The following is a 14,081-nucleotide window of genomic DNA, read 5'->3' as shown; positions in this document are numbered from 1 at the left end:
TTCCTTCACAGACACGGCCGCTTGTGACGGCCGTGGCGCATGATGCCGCAAGCCCGCGACCAGGGTCACGGGGCTGTCATGAAATGAAAAATCGGGTCCGCAACCCTCAGATTAGCAGGGCTGCGGCAGGCGACTGCGGCGCGCCAAAGCCGTGGCCCAGCGGGCCATGTCATGAATTGCGAAATGGCTGACGCCTAATGTGAAGCGTCGCCGAGGTCGCGGCCTCTACTGTCTGCTCAACCCGGCGCCTGCGCGCCGCAGAATTATCGGCAGTCAGGAGCCCGGCGTGGCCAGCAGCAAAGCATTCACCGTTCTCATCGTTCCCGGCCTGCGCGACCACGTCGCCGACCATTGGCAGACCCTACTCGCGGCACGCCTGCCCAACTGCCGCACGGTGCCGCCCCTGGAGCGCGACAAGCTCAGCCTGGATGCCCGCGTTGCAGCGATCCAGAGCGAACTGGAACGCATCGACGGGCCGGTGGTGCTGGTCGCCCACAGCGCTGGCGTGTTGATGACGGTGCACTGGGCGGCGCGCCACTCGCGGCCGATCCTTGGCGCGCTACTGGTCACCCCGCCAGATATGAACCGCGAATGGCCGCCGCAATATCCCAGCCCGCAGGTGCTCGAGGAAAACGGCTGGACGCCATTGCCGCGCGGCCCGCTGCCGTTCCCCAGCATTGTCGCTGCCAGCAGCAACGATCACCTGGCCAGCCTCGCCGCCGTGCATGCCATGGCCGACGACTGGGCCAGCAACCTGGTCGAGCTTGGCCCGGTCGGCCACCTCAACCCCGCCTCGGGGTTCGGCGAGTGGCCGCAGGCCGAAATGCTGATCAACGCACTGCTGGGCTGAGCCCGCCACAGAACACGCAACAGACCTGAACCCGACAAGGAAGCCCAACCCCATCCGTAGCTGCGGCCCTGGCCGCGGCTGCACATGCAGTAAGTCACCACAATGCGGAGCCAACGCAATGCACAACAATAAAAAGCAGCAGCGTCATCCCTTGCACAGAAGCCTGTTGGCCACGGCCATCATGCTGGCCTCGGTGCCGGCCGCCCAGGCCTTCGAAGTCGAAACCGGCCATCCCGACTGGTCCGTGCGTTTCGACAACACCGTGAAGTACAACTACGGTGTGCGCGCCGAGAGCGCCGATTCGCGCATGCTCGGCACGCCGAACAACAACGACGGCGACTACAACTTCCGCAAGGCCGGCACCAACATCACCAACCGCGTCGACCTGCTCACCGAGCTCGACGTGGTGTACCTGAACCGCATGGGCTTCCGCGTCAGCGCCGCCAGCTGGTACGACAAGGCCTACGACAACACCGGCTCCAACTCCAATCCCTTCGTCAACGGCAATGACGAGTACTCGTCGATCGCCGGCTGGGGCGGTCGCCCGGGTGCGCCGGCAGTGTTCGGCAGCTCGCACCTGAGCCGCTACGCCCAGCGCTATTACAGCGGCCCGTCTGGCGAGATCCTCGATGCCTTCGTGTTCTACAGCACCGAGGTCGGCGAGGAGTCGCTGCTGAGCCTGAAGGCCGGCCAGCACAACGTGTTCTGGGGCGAGACCGTGCTCAACCCGGTGCACTCGATCAGCTACGGCCAGTCCGGCCTCGATCTGGCCAAGCTGGCCGCGTCGCCCGGTACCGAGGCCAAGGAGCTGTTCGTTCCGCGCAACCAGCTCTCCACCAGCTTCACCCTCAATTCCGAGTGGTCCTTCGGTGCCCAGTACTTCTTCAACTGGGACGCCGCGCGCCTGCCGGAAGCCGGCACCTACTACGGTACTTCCGACCTGATCGGCGAGGGCGCCCAGTCGTTCCTCCTGGGGCACACCGGTGGCCCTGGCCTGGCCGGCCCGAACGGTACCCTGACCAATATCCGCCGTGGTGATGACCTGACCCCGGATGACCGTGGCGACTGGGGCGTGATGGCCAAATGGTCGCCCGAGTGGCTGGACGGCACCCTGGGCATCTATTACCGCAACACCTCCGACATCCTGCCGCAGGCCGTGCTCGACGCGCGCAACCTGACCCTGGTCGGTGGCGTACCGGGCCTGCGCAATTCCATCGAGACCACGTCCTATCGCCTGAGCTACGGCGAGGACATCGACATCTACGGCCTGAGCCTGTCCAAGGACATCGGCGGCGTCAGCGTCGGTAGCGACCTGAACATCCGCCATGGCATGCCGCTGTCGAGCATTCCGGCCATCTACAGTCCGCTGCTGGTGACCGGCGGTGGACCGTTGAGCGCGCGCGACCCGGCCACCGGGGTGGTGGATGCGCCGATGAAAGAGGGCGACAGCATGAGTGCCACCGGCGACACCCTGCACTGGGTGGTCAACGGCCTGGTAGCGCTGCCGGAAACGCCGCTGTTCGATGCCGCGACCCTGCTCGGCGAGGTCTACTACAGCAACCTGCTGAGCCTCGATAGCAAGAACGAGGCGCTCTACAAGGGCGAGGACAGCTACCGCGGCATCGACAAGCCGACCCGCGACAACTGGGGCGTGGCGATCAACTTCACACCGACCTGGTACCAGGTTTTCCCAGGCGTCGACCTGAGCGCGCCGATGTCGATCAACGTCGGCATTGACGGTGTATCACCGGTGGCCGCTGGTGGCGCCGAGGACACCGGCAACTACTCGATCGGTGTCGGCGCCGCGATCTACAACCAGTACTACGTCGACCTCAAGTACGTGGATTCCTTCGGCGATTCCGAGAAGTGCGAGGACGGTGCCAGCGACGGCGCCACACCCAATGCCTTCGACGTGACCCAGCGCTACACCTGCTACGCCGGCGGCTACTCCTCGTTCTCCGGCGGCGGTGCCTCCGGCGAAGACCGTGGTGCCGTCTACCTGACCTTCAAAACCACCTTCTGATCCACGAATTGCCCAGCCTCTGAGCAGGAGAACAACAAGATGAAATTCGTGCATACCGTACTGGCCGCCTCTCTTACCCTGGCCATCGTCGGCCAGGCCAGCGCCGCCGTTTCCGCTGAGGAAGCGGCCAAACTTGGCAAGAGCCTGACCCTGGTCGGCGCCGAAGTCGCCGGCAACGCCGACGGCTCCATTCCCGCCTACGCCGGCGGCCTGACCCAGGCGCCGGCCGGCTTCAAGGCCGGCGACAGCGTGCGCCCCGATCCCTTTGCCGGCGAGAAGCCGCTGGCAGTGATCGACGGCAAAAACATCGAGCAGTACAAGGACCAGCTCAGCGCCACCACGGTGGAGCTGGCCAAGCGATTCCCCAGCTTCCGCGTGGATCTGTATCCGACCCACCGCAGCGTGGCCATGCCCCAGGCGGTACTGGATAACAGCGTGAAGAATGCCACCGGTGCCAAGGTGCTGGAGGGCGGATTGGCTCTCGATAATGTGCTGCCGGGTGTGCCGTTCCCGATCCCGCAGTCGGGCGCCGAGGCCATGTGGAACTTCCTGCTGCGCTACCAGGGCGTGACCATCAACTCCAAGTACGATTCGTGGAACGTCGACGCCGCTGGCGTAGCCAGCCTGGCCACCACCGGCCAGGCCTACATCAGCTACCCGATCTACCAGGACATGAACAAGCCGATTGGCGCGGCCGACACCTATTACCAGATGAAGCTGTACTACACCGGCCCGGCCCGCCGCGCTGGCGAGGCGATCATGCTGCGTGACGCGGCCAACCCGCTGCAGCAGCCGCGCCGTGCCTGGCAGTACCTGCCGGGCGTGCGTCGGGTGAAGCTGGCGCCGAACCTGGCCTACGACACGCCGAACCCAGGCACCGCAGGCGCTGGTACCTATGACGACGTGTTCGTGTTCAACGGCGCGCTGGACCGCTTCGACTGGAAGCTGGTGGGCAAGCAGGAAATGATCGTGCCCTACAACACCTACCGCCTGACCTACGCCCCCGAGGCCAAGTCCATCACCACTCCCAACCACCTGGCGCCAGACCTGGTGCGCTGGGAGAAGCACCGCGTCTGGGTAGTCGAGGGGACCCTCAAGGAAGGCGCACGCCACGTTTATGCCAAGCGCCGCTTCTACCTCGACGAGGACAGCTGGGTGGCTCTCGCCTCCGACCAGTACGACGCCCGTGGCCAGCTCTATCGCGGCTCCTTCGCCTTCCTCAGCCAGAGCTACGACAAGAGCGTGCCGGATTCCACGCCGTTCATGATCTACGACCTGGTCGGTGGCTCCTACAACATCAACGGCGTGGTCGGCCCGTACGGCGGTATTCGCTACATCGACGCCCTGGCCAAGTCGCAATGGGCACCGGAATCGCTGGCTGGCGCCGGCATCCGCTGAGTTTCGGGTCGCAGTTCCCGCCACCAGTACCCCCGGATTCCTCCTGGACGGTTACGTCAGTCGTCCAGAGATCGGGACGGTGCGGTACGGCGGGAGATTGATCCGGCGCCGCCGGGCATCACACCCGTGCCCGCGGCGCAACCTTATTGCCGAGATTGACCATGAGTGATTTCTACAGAGTCCTGCTCCCTCTGCTGGGCCTGCTGCTGAGCGCTTTGCCTGGCGGTGCGCGGGGCGAATTCGTCGATGTGCTGGATCTGCCGTCGAGCAGCAGTGCGCTGGCCGAACGAGCGCCGCTGAACGATGTGGCGCACAGCGGTGACCGCCTCGTTGCCGTGGGCCAGCGCGGCCATATTCTTTATTCCGGCGCTAATGGCGAACAGTGGCAGCAGGCGCGGGTACCGGTCAGCAGTGACCTCGCCGCCGTCTATTTCCCCAGTCGGCGAGCGGGCTGGGCGGTGGGGCATGACGGCGTAATCCTGCATAGCGATGATGCCGGCGTCAGCTGGAGCAAGCAGCTCGATGGCCGGCAGATTGGCGCGCTGATGCTGCAGCACTACACCGCGCTGGCTGCCGCCGAGCCCGCCAGCGAGGAGTGGGCGTCACGCCTGGTCGAGGCCCAGCGGATGGTCGAGGAGGGCGCCGACAAGGCGCTGCTCGACGTCTGGTTCGCCAACGATCAGCTGGGCTACGCCGTCGGCGTGTTCGGCCTGATCCTGCGTACCGATGACGGTGGTCGCCGCTGGCAGCCATTCGGCGAGCACACCGACAACCCCCAGGGCCTGCACCTCAACGCCATCGCCGCGGTCGACGGCGTGCCCTACATCGTCGGTGAGCAGGGCCTGCTGCTGCGCTGGGATGCCGTGCAGCAGCGCTTCATCGCCTTGCAGACGCCCTATAGCGGCAGCTTCTTCGGCGTCATCGGTCAGGGGAGCGAGCTGCTGGTCTACGGCCTGCGCGGCCACGTGTTGCGCAGCACGGACGCCGGTGTCAGCTGGAGTGCACTGGATAGCGGCCTGCAAAGCAGCATTACCGCCGCCGTGCTGGACGACGCCGGACGCTATCACCTGTTCAGCCAGGCGGGGCACATGCTGCTTAGCACGGAGGATGGCAGCGCTCTGGAACGGCTGCCGCAGAGCACGCTGGAGCCAATTACTGGCGCCGAGTTCTCCAGTGACCAGGAGCTGGTGCTGGTCGGCAGCCGCGGCATGCGCTCCCAGCGCCTGCCTTAACCAGATCAACGAGAAGCCATCATGGGCAACATCAAACAAGACAGCATGCCGGTGATCCGCGACCTGCGCGATTTCGACCGCAACAGCGGCAGTTTTCTCGAGCGTCTGCTGTTCAACCATCGCCTCTGCTTCATCGCCATCATCGCCGGGCTCTCCGTGCTGTTCGGTTACATGGCACTGACTCGCCTGGAACTGCGCCCGAGCTTCGAGAAGATGCTGCCGCAGAGCCAGCCTTATATCCGCAACTTCCTCGACAACCGCGACCAGCTGCGCGGGCTGGGCAACTCGGTGCGAGTGGTGGTGGAGAACCAGCGTGGCGACATCTTCGAGCCGGCTTATCTGGCCGTGCTCAAGCAGGTCAACGACGAGCTGTTCCTCACGCCTGGTGTGGATCGTGCCTGGCTGCGCTCGCTGTGGGCGCCCAGTGTGCGCTGGACCGAGGTAACCGAGGAAGGCTTCCAGGGCGGCACGGTGATGCCCGACGGCTACGACGGCAGCCAGCCGAGCATCGAGCAGCTGCGGCAGAACATTGGCCGTGCTGGCATCGTCGGCAGCCTGGTGGCCAACGACTTCAAGTCGAGCATGCTGGTGGTGCCACTGCTGGACAAGGATTCGGCCACCGGCCACGGCATCGACTACTACGCCTTCGCCAAGGCCCTCGACGAGCTACGCGGCAAGGTCGAGGGCATGAATGTCGGCGCCGACGGGGAGGGCACCTACAAGGTGCGGGTGATCGGCTTCGCCAAGCTGGTCGGCGATCTGATCGACGGTCTGCTGCAGGTCATGGCTTTCTTCGCCCTGGCGGTGGTCGCCGCCTTCGCCATCATCCTGCTGTACACCCGCTGCCTGCGCAGCACCCTGCTGGTGATCGGCTGCTCGCTGCTGGCGGTGGTCTGGCAGTTGGGCATCGTCGCCTGGTTGGGCTACGCCATCGATCCCTACTCGGTGCTGGTACCGTTTCTGATCTTCGCCATCGGCGTGTCCCACGCGGCGCAGAAGATGAACGGCATCATGCAGGACATCGCCCGCGGCACCCACAAGCTGATTGCCGCGCGCTACACCTTCCGCCGCCTGTTCCTGGCCGGCGTCACCGCGTTGCTGGCCGATGCCGTCGGCTTCGCCGTGCTGATGCTGATCGACATCCCGGTGATCCAGGACCTGGCCATCGCCGCCAGCATTGGCGTGGCCGTGCTGGTGTTTACCAGCCTGCTGCTGATGCCGGTGGCGCTGTCCTATATCGGTGTTGGCAAGTACGCTGCCGAGCGCGCCCTGCGTATCGACGACCGGGCCAGCCAGCACCGTGGCTTCGGGCGCATCTGGGACTGCCTGAATCGCTTCACCACGCCGAAGTGGGCTACAGGTGCCGTGCTGTTGGCAGCGGTGCTCGGCCTGGCCGGCTTCGCCGTGAGCCTGCAGCTGAAGATCGGCGACCTCGACCGCGGCGCCCCCGAGCTGCGCGCCGACTCGCGCTACAACCTCGACAACGCTTACATCACCAGCCATTACGCGCTGTCCAGCGACCTGTTCGCGGTGATGATCAAGACCGGCCCCGAGGGCTGTCTGAACTATCGCACCCTGGTCCTGGCCGATCGCCTGGCCTGGGAGCTACAACAGCATCCAGGGGTGCAGACCACCGTGTCGCTGGTCAACGCGGTGCGCCAGATCACCGCCGGCTCCTTCGAGGGCAACCCGAAGATGGCCAGCATCCAGCGCAACCAGAACGTGCTCAACTACGCCGCCCAGCAGGCCTCGGTAAACGCCCCCGAGCTGTTCAACACGCAGTGCTCGCTGATGCCGGTGATCGCTTTCCTCAAGGACCACAAGGCTGAGACCTTGGACGGCGTAGTGGCTATAGCCGAGCGCTTCGCCAAGGAGAACAGCACCGAGGACCGCCAGTTCTTGCTGGCCGCAGGCTCCGCCGGCATCGAAGCGGCCACCAATCTGGTGGTGCGCGAGGCCAATCGCAGCATGCTGCTGTATGTCTATCTGGCAGTGGCGGTGTTTTGCCTGATCACCTTCCGCAGCTGGCGCGCCATGCTCGTTGCGCTGCTACCGCTGGTGCTCACCTCGGTGCTGTGCGAGGCACTGATGGTGGCCATGGGTATCGGCGTGAAGGTGGCGACCCTGCCGGTGATCGCCCTTGGCGTGGGTATAGGGGTGGACTACGCGCTGTACCTGCTCAGCGTACAGCTGCACTACCAGCGCCAGGGCCGCAGCCTGGGTGATGCCTATCGCAGCACGGTGGCCTTTACCGGGCGGGTAGTGGCGCTGGTCGGCATCACCCTGGCCGCCGGCGTGGTGTGCTGGGCCTGGTCGCCGATCAAGTTCCAGGCCGACATGGGTATCCTGCTGACCTTCATGCTGCTGTGGAACATGCTCGGCGCGTTGGTGCTGATTCCGGCACTGTCGCACTTCCTGCTACGCCACGTGGGCCAGCAGGCGCGCTCCTCGATCATTGGCTGGCCATTCCGCAAAGATGAACGGCGCAAGCGTGATGAGCAGCAGGGCAAGTTACAGCAGGTCGCAGGGCGTTGATGACGCCCTTGCTAGCCCGTTGTGCGTAGCTGATGCGTCGTATGTATCAGCTTTATCTGTTTCCAGTGTTGTTAAGCTGCAAACCGAAGACCGAGGAGCGGCTTAATCCCCATAGCTTTCCTCTGCGCGCGGAGCACAGCGTTTAGCCACGCTGAGGACTGGCTTGCTTGCTCCGGTAGACCGACTTCATCTTCTTCGCACGCTTCTCCAGCACGAGATAGACCGCCACCGCGACGGCCAGCGGGAGCAGCAGGTAGATCGCGCGGTAGCCGATCAGGGCGGCCAGGACGAGTCCTTTGGACACCTGGTCGTGGAGCATGGCGATGAACACGGCCTCCAGCACGCCTAAGCCGGCGGGGATGTGGGTGATCACGCCGGCGATGCTGCTGACCAGCATGATGCCCAGCACGGTGGGGTACTCGACGCCTTCCGGCAGCAGCAGGAACACCAGCAGGCTGGACAGTGACCAGTTGCACATGGACATGCCCGCCTGGGCCAGGGCCAGCTTAAGCGGGGGCAGGGTGACTTCGTGATCGCGCCAGGTCCAGGAGCGGCGGCGGGCGAAGCGGCAGGCCAGCAGGTAAGTCGCGGCGACCGCCAGCAGGCAGATGCCGATGATCTGCAGCGCGGTGGTGCCGATTTCCCATTGCTCGGGTAGGCGCACCAGGCGCAGGGCGAAGACGCCGCCGGCGAGGATCAGGTAGCCCAGCCAGTTGGTGATCAGGCTGAAGGTGAGGATGCGCGTCACCGTCGATACTCCCAGGCCGAGCCGCGAGTAGAGGCGATAGCGCAAGGCGATGGCGCCGACCCAGGAGCTGAGGTTGAGGTTGAAGGCGTAGCAGACGAAGGTCAGCGGCAGTATCTGCCGGGCCGGCAGGTGGTGGCCGGTGTAGATGCGCCCGAGCAGGTCATAGCTGGCGAAGAGCAGGAAGCTGACCGCAGTGATGCCCACGCAGATCGCGAGGGTGGTCGCGCTGTAGCTGCGTAGCGCCTGCACCACATCGTTCCACTCCAGGTTCTTCACCAGCAGGAACAGCAGCACCGGCACCAGGATGAAGAAGAAGGTGGTGAGCAGGCGTTTACCCCAGACGATCCAGGGCTTGGGAGGAGACTGGCTCATGAGGGTTTGCCCTGGTCGAAGCAGGTTTGCGGCTGTTCCTGTTCCTGCGGGCGCAGCGAGGCCAGGCGCGGCGAATGCGCTGGGAACCAGCCGGCGATGGCGGGAAACAGTCGGGTGAAGTGAAAGCACAGGAAGATCAGCGGCGCGCGCCACCAGTAGCCGCGGATGGCGCGCTCCAGGCTGATGCGCTTGCAGTGCTCGCTGGCCAGCCCCTGCAGGTGCTCGAACAGGCGCTGGTTGAAGCGCGTGTCACGCAGGATCAGGTTGGCTTCCAGGTTGAGCGCCAGACTCAGCGGATCGAGGTTGCTCGAGCCCACCGTGGCCCACTCTTCGTCGGCCAGAGCGACCTTGCCGTGCAGCGGGCGCTGGCAGTACTCGTAGATCTCCACGCCATCGCGCAGCAGGTAGTTGTAGAGCATGCGCGAGAAGCCGCGCGCCCAGGGCATGTCGGGCTGGCCCTGGAGGATCAGGGTCACGCGCACGCCACGTCGCGCGGCGTTGCGCATCTCGCGCAGCAGCCGGTAGCCGGGGAAGAAGTAAGCGTTGGCGATGACCAGGCGCTGCTTGGCGGCGCGGATGGCGAGCAGGTACTGGGCCTCGATGTCGCGGCCGTGGCCGTTGTTGTCACGGATCGACAGCAGAATCCGGCTGTCGCCGGCGGGCTGGCTGTCCGGGCGCACCTCGCTGGGCGCGTCCAGCGCGGGGCGCATCAGGCGCAAGCTGGCGCGGTGCAGGTCGGCCACCACCGGGCCGCTGACCTCGACGGCGTAGTCCTGCTTGGCCATCGGCCCGTAGTCGCCCAGATGGTCCGCCGAATAGTTGATGCCGCCGACGAAGGCGCGCTCGCCGTCGATCACCACGATCTTGCGGTGCAGGCGGCGGAACAGGTTGGTGCGCACGCCCAGCCAGCGCGGGCTGGGGTCGAAGACATGCAGGTTGACCCCGGCGCCGGTCATGGCGATGACGAACTCGCGGCTGAGGTCGGCAGTGCCATAGCCATCCACCGTCAATTCCACCCGCACGCCGCGCTGGGCCGCTTCGATCAGTACCTGCTGCAGCTCATGGCCGACCTTGTCCTCGAAGATGATGAAGGTCTCGATCAGCACTTCGCGGCGTGCCTGGCGAATGCACTCGAACACCCGTGGGTAGTAGTCCTCGCCATTGATCAGCAGGTCGACCTGATTACCGTCGCGCCACGGGTAGTTCATAGATGGACCTCCACGGCCAGCGGGGCATGGTCGGAGAGGTGCGACCAGGGGCGGGTGGACAGCACCGTCGGCGCGTGGCTGGTGGCGTTGCGCACGTAGATGCGGTCTAGGCGCAGCAGCGGCCAGCGCGCCGGGAAGCTCTTGGCCGGTTCGCCCAGCTCGTTGGCGAAGACCTCGTGCAGGCGCTGCTCGGCGAGCATGGCGCTGGCGCGCAGGCGCCAGTCGTTGAAGTCGCCGGCGACGATCACCGGCGCGTCGGCCGGCAATTCATCGATCATGCGGCAGAGCAGGCGCAGCTGCTGCTGGCGGTGGTGTTCGCGCAGCCCCAGGTGCACGCACACGGCATGCACCTCGTGCGGGCCGGGCACCTGCAGCACGCAATGCAGCAGGCCACGTTGCTCGACCACGCCGATCGACACGTCGAGGTTCTCGTAGTGGCTGATGGGAAACTTGCTGAGCAGCGCGTTGCCGTGGTCGCCGTCCGGGTAGACCGCGTTGCGCCCGTAGGCGAACTGCGGCCACATGCTGTCGGCGAGAAACTCGTAGTGCGGGGTGTCTGGCCAGTTGCGATGGCGGCGGGCGTGGCGCTGGTGGGTGCCGAGTACCTCCTGAAGAAATACCAGGTCGGCGCCGGTGGCGCGCACCGCCTCGCGCAGCTCGGGCAGGATGAAGCGCCGGTTGAGCGCGGTGAAGCCCTTGTGCGTGTTGATGGTCAGCACGCGCAGGCGATTTACGGCCGGTGAGCTGTCCACGGTGAGAATCGGCAGGGCTTCGGTCATGCGCCAACCTCGCGGTTGGCCGGTACATGGTTGCCGCTCTTGGGCGTCGGCGGCGTACTGGCGCGGCTCGTTGTCATGGCTTCCCCCTGGTCTGCTGCCTACTCAGGTTGGGACTGGAGCACGCCAAGCCCGTTCAGGCTTTTTTGCCGCCATCGGTCTGCAGCTCGAACAGCAGCAGCGAGCGCGCTTGCACGGCGTGGCGGCTGCCGAATGGCTGCGACTCTGCACCGCGCAACTGGGGCCTGGAGCTGTCCAATAGGCAATGCCAGGCGCTGCCTTCGGCGACCTCCGGGAGAAGGAAGTCCACGATCTCATGGTGTGCGCTGAGGATCAGCAGCAGGGTGGCATCCTCGCCGCTGCGGTGGATGCCGGTGGGCTGGGCACGGCCGTCCATGAGCATGCCCATGCAGCGGGCCTCGGCGTCGTGCCAGTGCTCCTCGGTCATTTCCTCGCCGTCCGGCGTCAGCCAGCTGACGTCCTTGACCCCCAGCTCCTCGTTGTAATGCCCGACCAGGAAGCGCCCACGGCGCAGGATGGGGTAGGAGCGGCGCAATGAAATCAGGCGTCGAGTGAAGTCGATCAGCCCGCGGCCCTCGTCGTCGAGGTTCCAGTCCACCCAGCTCAGTTCGTTATCCTGGCAGTAGGGATTGTTGTTGCCGTGTTGAGTACGCCCAAACTCGTCGCCGGCCAGCAGCATCGGCGTGCCCTGGGCGAACAGCAGGGTGCCGAGCAGGTTGCGCATCTGCCGCAGGCGCAGCTCGCGGATCTCGGCATCGTCCGTGGGGCCTTCGTGGCCGTGATTCCAGGAGATGTTGTGGTCGGTGCCGTCGCGGTTGTCCTCGTCGTTGTCCTCATTGTGCTTGTGGTCGTAGGACACCAGGTCGCGCAGGGTGAAGCCGTCATGGGCGGTGATGAAGTTGACCGAGGTGAAGGGCCTGCGGCCGCGCTGGTCGTACAGATCGCCGGAGGCGGTGAGGCGGCTGGCCAGCTCCGCCAGCTGGCCTTCGTCGCCCTTCCAGAAGGCCCGCACGTTGTCGCGGAACTTGTCGTTCCATTCCGCCCAGCCGGGTGGGAAGCCGCCGACCTGGTAGCCGCCCGGGCCGCAGTCCCAGGGTTCGGCAATCAGCTTGACCTTGCTCAGTACCGGGTCCTGGCGGCAGGCGACGAGGAAGCTGTGGCGCTCGTCGAAACCGTCGGCGTAGCGGCCGAGGATGGTCGCCAGGTCGAAGCGGAAGCCGTCCACGCGCATCTCGGTGGCCCAGTAGCGCAGCGAGTCGGTGACCATCTGCAGCACGCAGGGGTGCGACAGGTCCAGGGTGTTGCCGGTGCCGGAATCGTTGATGTAGTAGCGCCGGTCGTCCGGCATCAGCCGGTAGTAGCTGGCGTTGTCGATGCCACGCATGCTCAGGGTCGGGCCGCGCTCGTTGCCCTCGGCGGTGTGGTTGTAGACCACGTCGAGAATCAGCTCGAGGCCGGCGTCATGCAGGTGCGCGACCATTTCCTTGAATTCGCCGACCTTGCCGCTGGCCAGGTAGGCCGGGTGCGGGGCGAAGAAGGCGATGCTGTTGTAGCCCCAGTAGTTGTTCATGCCCTTTTCCAACAGGTGCTGGTCGTTGACGAAGGCATGTACCGGCAGCAGCTCGATGCTGGAGACGCCGAGCGAGCGGATATGGCGCAGCAGCTCCGGCTTCATCAGCCCGGCGCAGGTGCCGCGCAGTGCCTCGGGCACGGCCGGGTGACGCATGCTGATGCCACGCAGGTGGGTCTCGTAGATCACCGTCGAATCCCAGGGCACGCGGATCGGCGTCTGCTCACCCCAGGTGAAGGCCGGGTCCATCACCTTGCATTTGGGCACGAAGGCCGCGCTGTCGCGCTCATCGAAGCTGAGATCGGCGTCGGCATGGCCGATGGTGTAGCCGAACAGTGCCTCGGACCACTTGAGCTGGCCCACCAGCTGCTTGGCGTAGGGGTCGATCAGCAGCTTGTTGGGGTTGAAACGGTGCCCGGCATCGGGCTCGTAAGGGCCGTATACCCGGTAGCCGTAGACCTGGCCCGGATGTGCATCCGGCAGGTAGCCGTGCCAGATCTCGTCGGTGTACTCGGGCAGCTCGATGCGCTCGAGCTCGGTCTTGCCCTGTTCGTCGAACAGGCACAGCTCGACCTTGGTGGCGTGGGCCGAGAACAGGGCGAAGTTGACGCCCAGACCGTCCCAGGTGGCGCCCAGCGGAAAGGGATGGCCTTCAGCGATACGCGAGCCCATGGCGGCACCTCAAACCTTGGGAGACTTGGTCGTTGCGCTGCCACGCGGTGCGCGCGGCTTCTTCAACAGCTCCGGCTGCGCGGCCTGGGCTTCGGCCTCGGCCAGCGTCACCGCCTTGGGCTTGCTGATGCGTTTGGGCTTGAGCGGCTGTTGTTGCTGCAGCTGCTCGCCGGCCGCTTCGGCTTCCGCCAGCTTGCGGGCCATGGCCCAGTGGCGGTCTTCCTGGCCGGCGGGTTTACCCTCGGACTCCCAGATCTGATAGGCGAATTCGCGTACGCGTTGTTCATCGGTGCTCATGGCGGTGCTCCTGGGAATAGGGTTTGAGGCAGATGAGGTTGACCGGGAATTGCGCCAGCACCTCGGCCAGCAGCAGGCTCTGGCCGCTGCTCGGCTGGCAGGGCGGGAAGACGGCCGTCAGGCACAGGTCGGCGGCGCCCTCCGGCAGCAGCACCCGCGTATCGCCCCAGCGCTCGGCGGGGACCAGCGGTTGGCTGCTGGTACCGAGCAGGTCGGCTGCCAGGCGTGGCACCACGCTGATCAGGTACACGCCATCCAGATGCCTGGCGAAGGCCAGCGCGCGCTCGGCGTGTTCGCCCTCGATGCGTAGCGGCAGGTATTCGCCACGGGCGAACAGCTGCGGGCGGCCGTGGCGGATGGCCAGCACGCTGGCCAGCAG

At 65.8% G+C, this 14,081-nt stretch carries 10 protein-coding genes and 1 pseudogene; 5 read left to right on the top strand and 6 right to left on the bottom strand.

The genetic code is table 11. The features are described from left to right. Positions 1-286: 286 nt before the first annotated feature. The 5 genes from IP89_RS11760 (at position 287) to IP89_RS11740 (ending at position 8,038) form a co-directional block, all read left to right on the top strand. On the top strand, positions 287-850 hold the full coding sequence (locus IP89_RS11760) for an alpha/beta hydrolase (protein ID WP_043309715.1): 564 nt from the start codon (positions 287-289) through the stop codon (positions 848-850). 118 nt (positions 851-968) lie between these two features. Then, positions 969-2,873, top strand: a complete 1,905-nt coding sequence (locus IP89_RS11755; RefSeq protein ID WP_043309714.1) for a DUF1302 domain-containing protein — start codon at positions 969-971, stop codon at positions 2,871-2,873. A 39-nt stretch (positions 2,874-2,912) separates the two neighbouring features. Beyond that, positions 2,913-4,271: a DUF1329 domain-containing protein gene (locus tag IP89_RS11750; RefSeq protein ID WP_043309713.1), complete on the top strand. Its 1,359-nt coding sequence runs from the start codon at positions 2,913-2,915 to the stop codon at positions 4,269-4,271. A gap of 161 nt (positions 4,272-4,432) precedes the next feature. Continuing rightward, positions 4,433-5,503 carry a YCF48-related protein gene (locus tag IP89_RS11745; protein WP_043309712.1) on the top strand — a complete coding sequence of 357 codons (1,071 nt, stop codon included), beginning with the start codon at positions 4,433-4,435 and terminating at the stop codon, positions 5,501-5,503. A gap of 21 nt (positions 5,504-5,524) precedes the next feature. After that, positions 5,525-8,038, top strand: coding sequence for an RND family transporter (locus tag IP89_RS11740; protein WP_081963229.1), 2,514 nt, complete (start codon positions 5,525-5,527; stop codon positions 8,036-8,038). 142 nt (positions 8,039-8,180) lie between these two features. On the opposite strand, the gene IP89_RS11735 is transcribed toward IP89_RS11740, so the two are convergent. The 6 genes and pseudogenes from IP89_RS11735 to IP89_RS23535 form a co-directional block, all read right to left on the bottom strand. Next, the gene (locus IP89_RS11735) at positions 8,181-9,158 is read right to left on the bottom strand and encodes a lysylphosphatidylglycerol synthase domain-containing protein (RefSeq protein ID WP_043309711.1); all 978 of its coding nucleotides are present in this window, start codon (positions 9,156-9,158) and stop codon (positions 8,181-8,183) included. Continuing rightward, entirely contained in the window at positions 9,155-10,366 is a 1,212-nt protein-coding gene (clsB, locus tag IP89_RS11730; protein ID WP_043309710.1) for a cardiolipin synthase ClsB, read from the bottom strand. The genes IP89_RS11735 and clsB overlap by 4 nt, the downstream gene beginning before the upstream one ends. Then, positions 10,363-11,145 carry an endonuclease/exonuclease/phosphatase family protein gene (locus tag IP89_RS11725; RefSeq protein WP_052081051.1) on the bottom strand — a complete coding sequence of 261 codons (783 nt, stop codon included), beginning with the start codon at positions 11,143-11,145 and terminating at the stop codon, positions 10,363-10,365. The genes clsB and IP89_RS11725 overlap by 4 nt, the downstream gene beginning before the upstream one ends. Positions 11,146-11,278: 133 nt before the next feature. Beyond that, on the bottom strand, positions 11,279-13,405 hold the full coding sequence (glgX, locus tag IP89_RS11720; protein WP_043309709.1) for a glycogen debranching protein GlgX: 2,127 nt from the start codon (positions 13,403-13,405) through the stop codon (positions 11,279-11,281). A 9-nt stretch (positions 13,406-13,414) separates the two neighbouring features. Beyond that, the gene (locus IP89_RS11715; protein ID WP_043309708.1) at positions 13,415-13,702 is read right to left on the bottom strand and encodes a DUF2934 domain-containing protein; all 288 of its coding nucleotides are present in this window, start codon (positions 13,700-13,702) and stop codon (positions 13,415-13,417) included. Beyond that, positions 13,689-14,081 (bottom strand): annotated as a pseudogene (locus tag IP89_RS23535) (malto-oligosyltrehalose synthase); the annotation flags it as partial. The pseudogene IP89_RS23535 and the gene IP89_RS11715, both read right to left, overlap by 14 nt.

It is taken from the genome of Pseudomonas sp. ML96, from assembly GCF_000761545.1.
Taxonomy (GTDB): domain Bacteria; phylum Pseudomonadota; class Gammaproteobacteria; order Pseudomonadales; family Pseudomonadaceae; genus Aquipseudomonas.
Note: the sequence above shows the minus strand (reverse complement) of the source record. Positions and strands in the feature narration are given on the sequence as shown.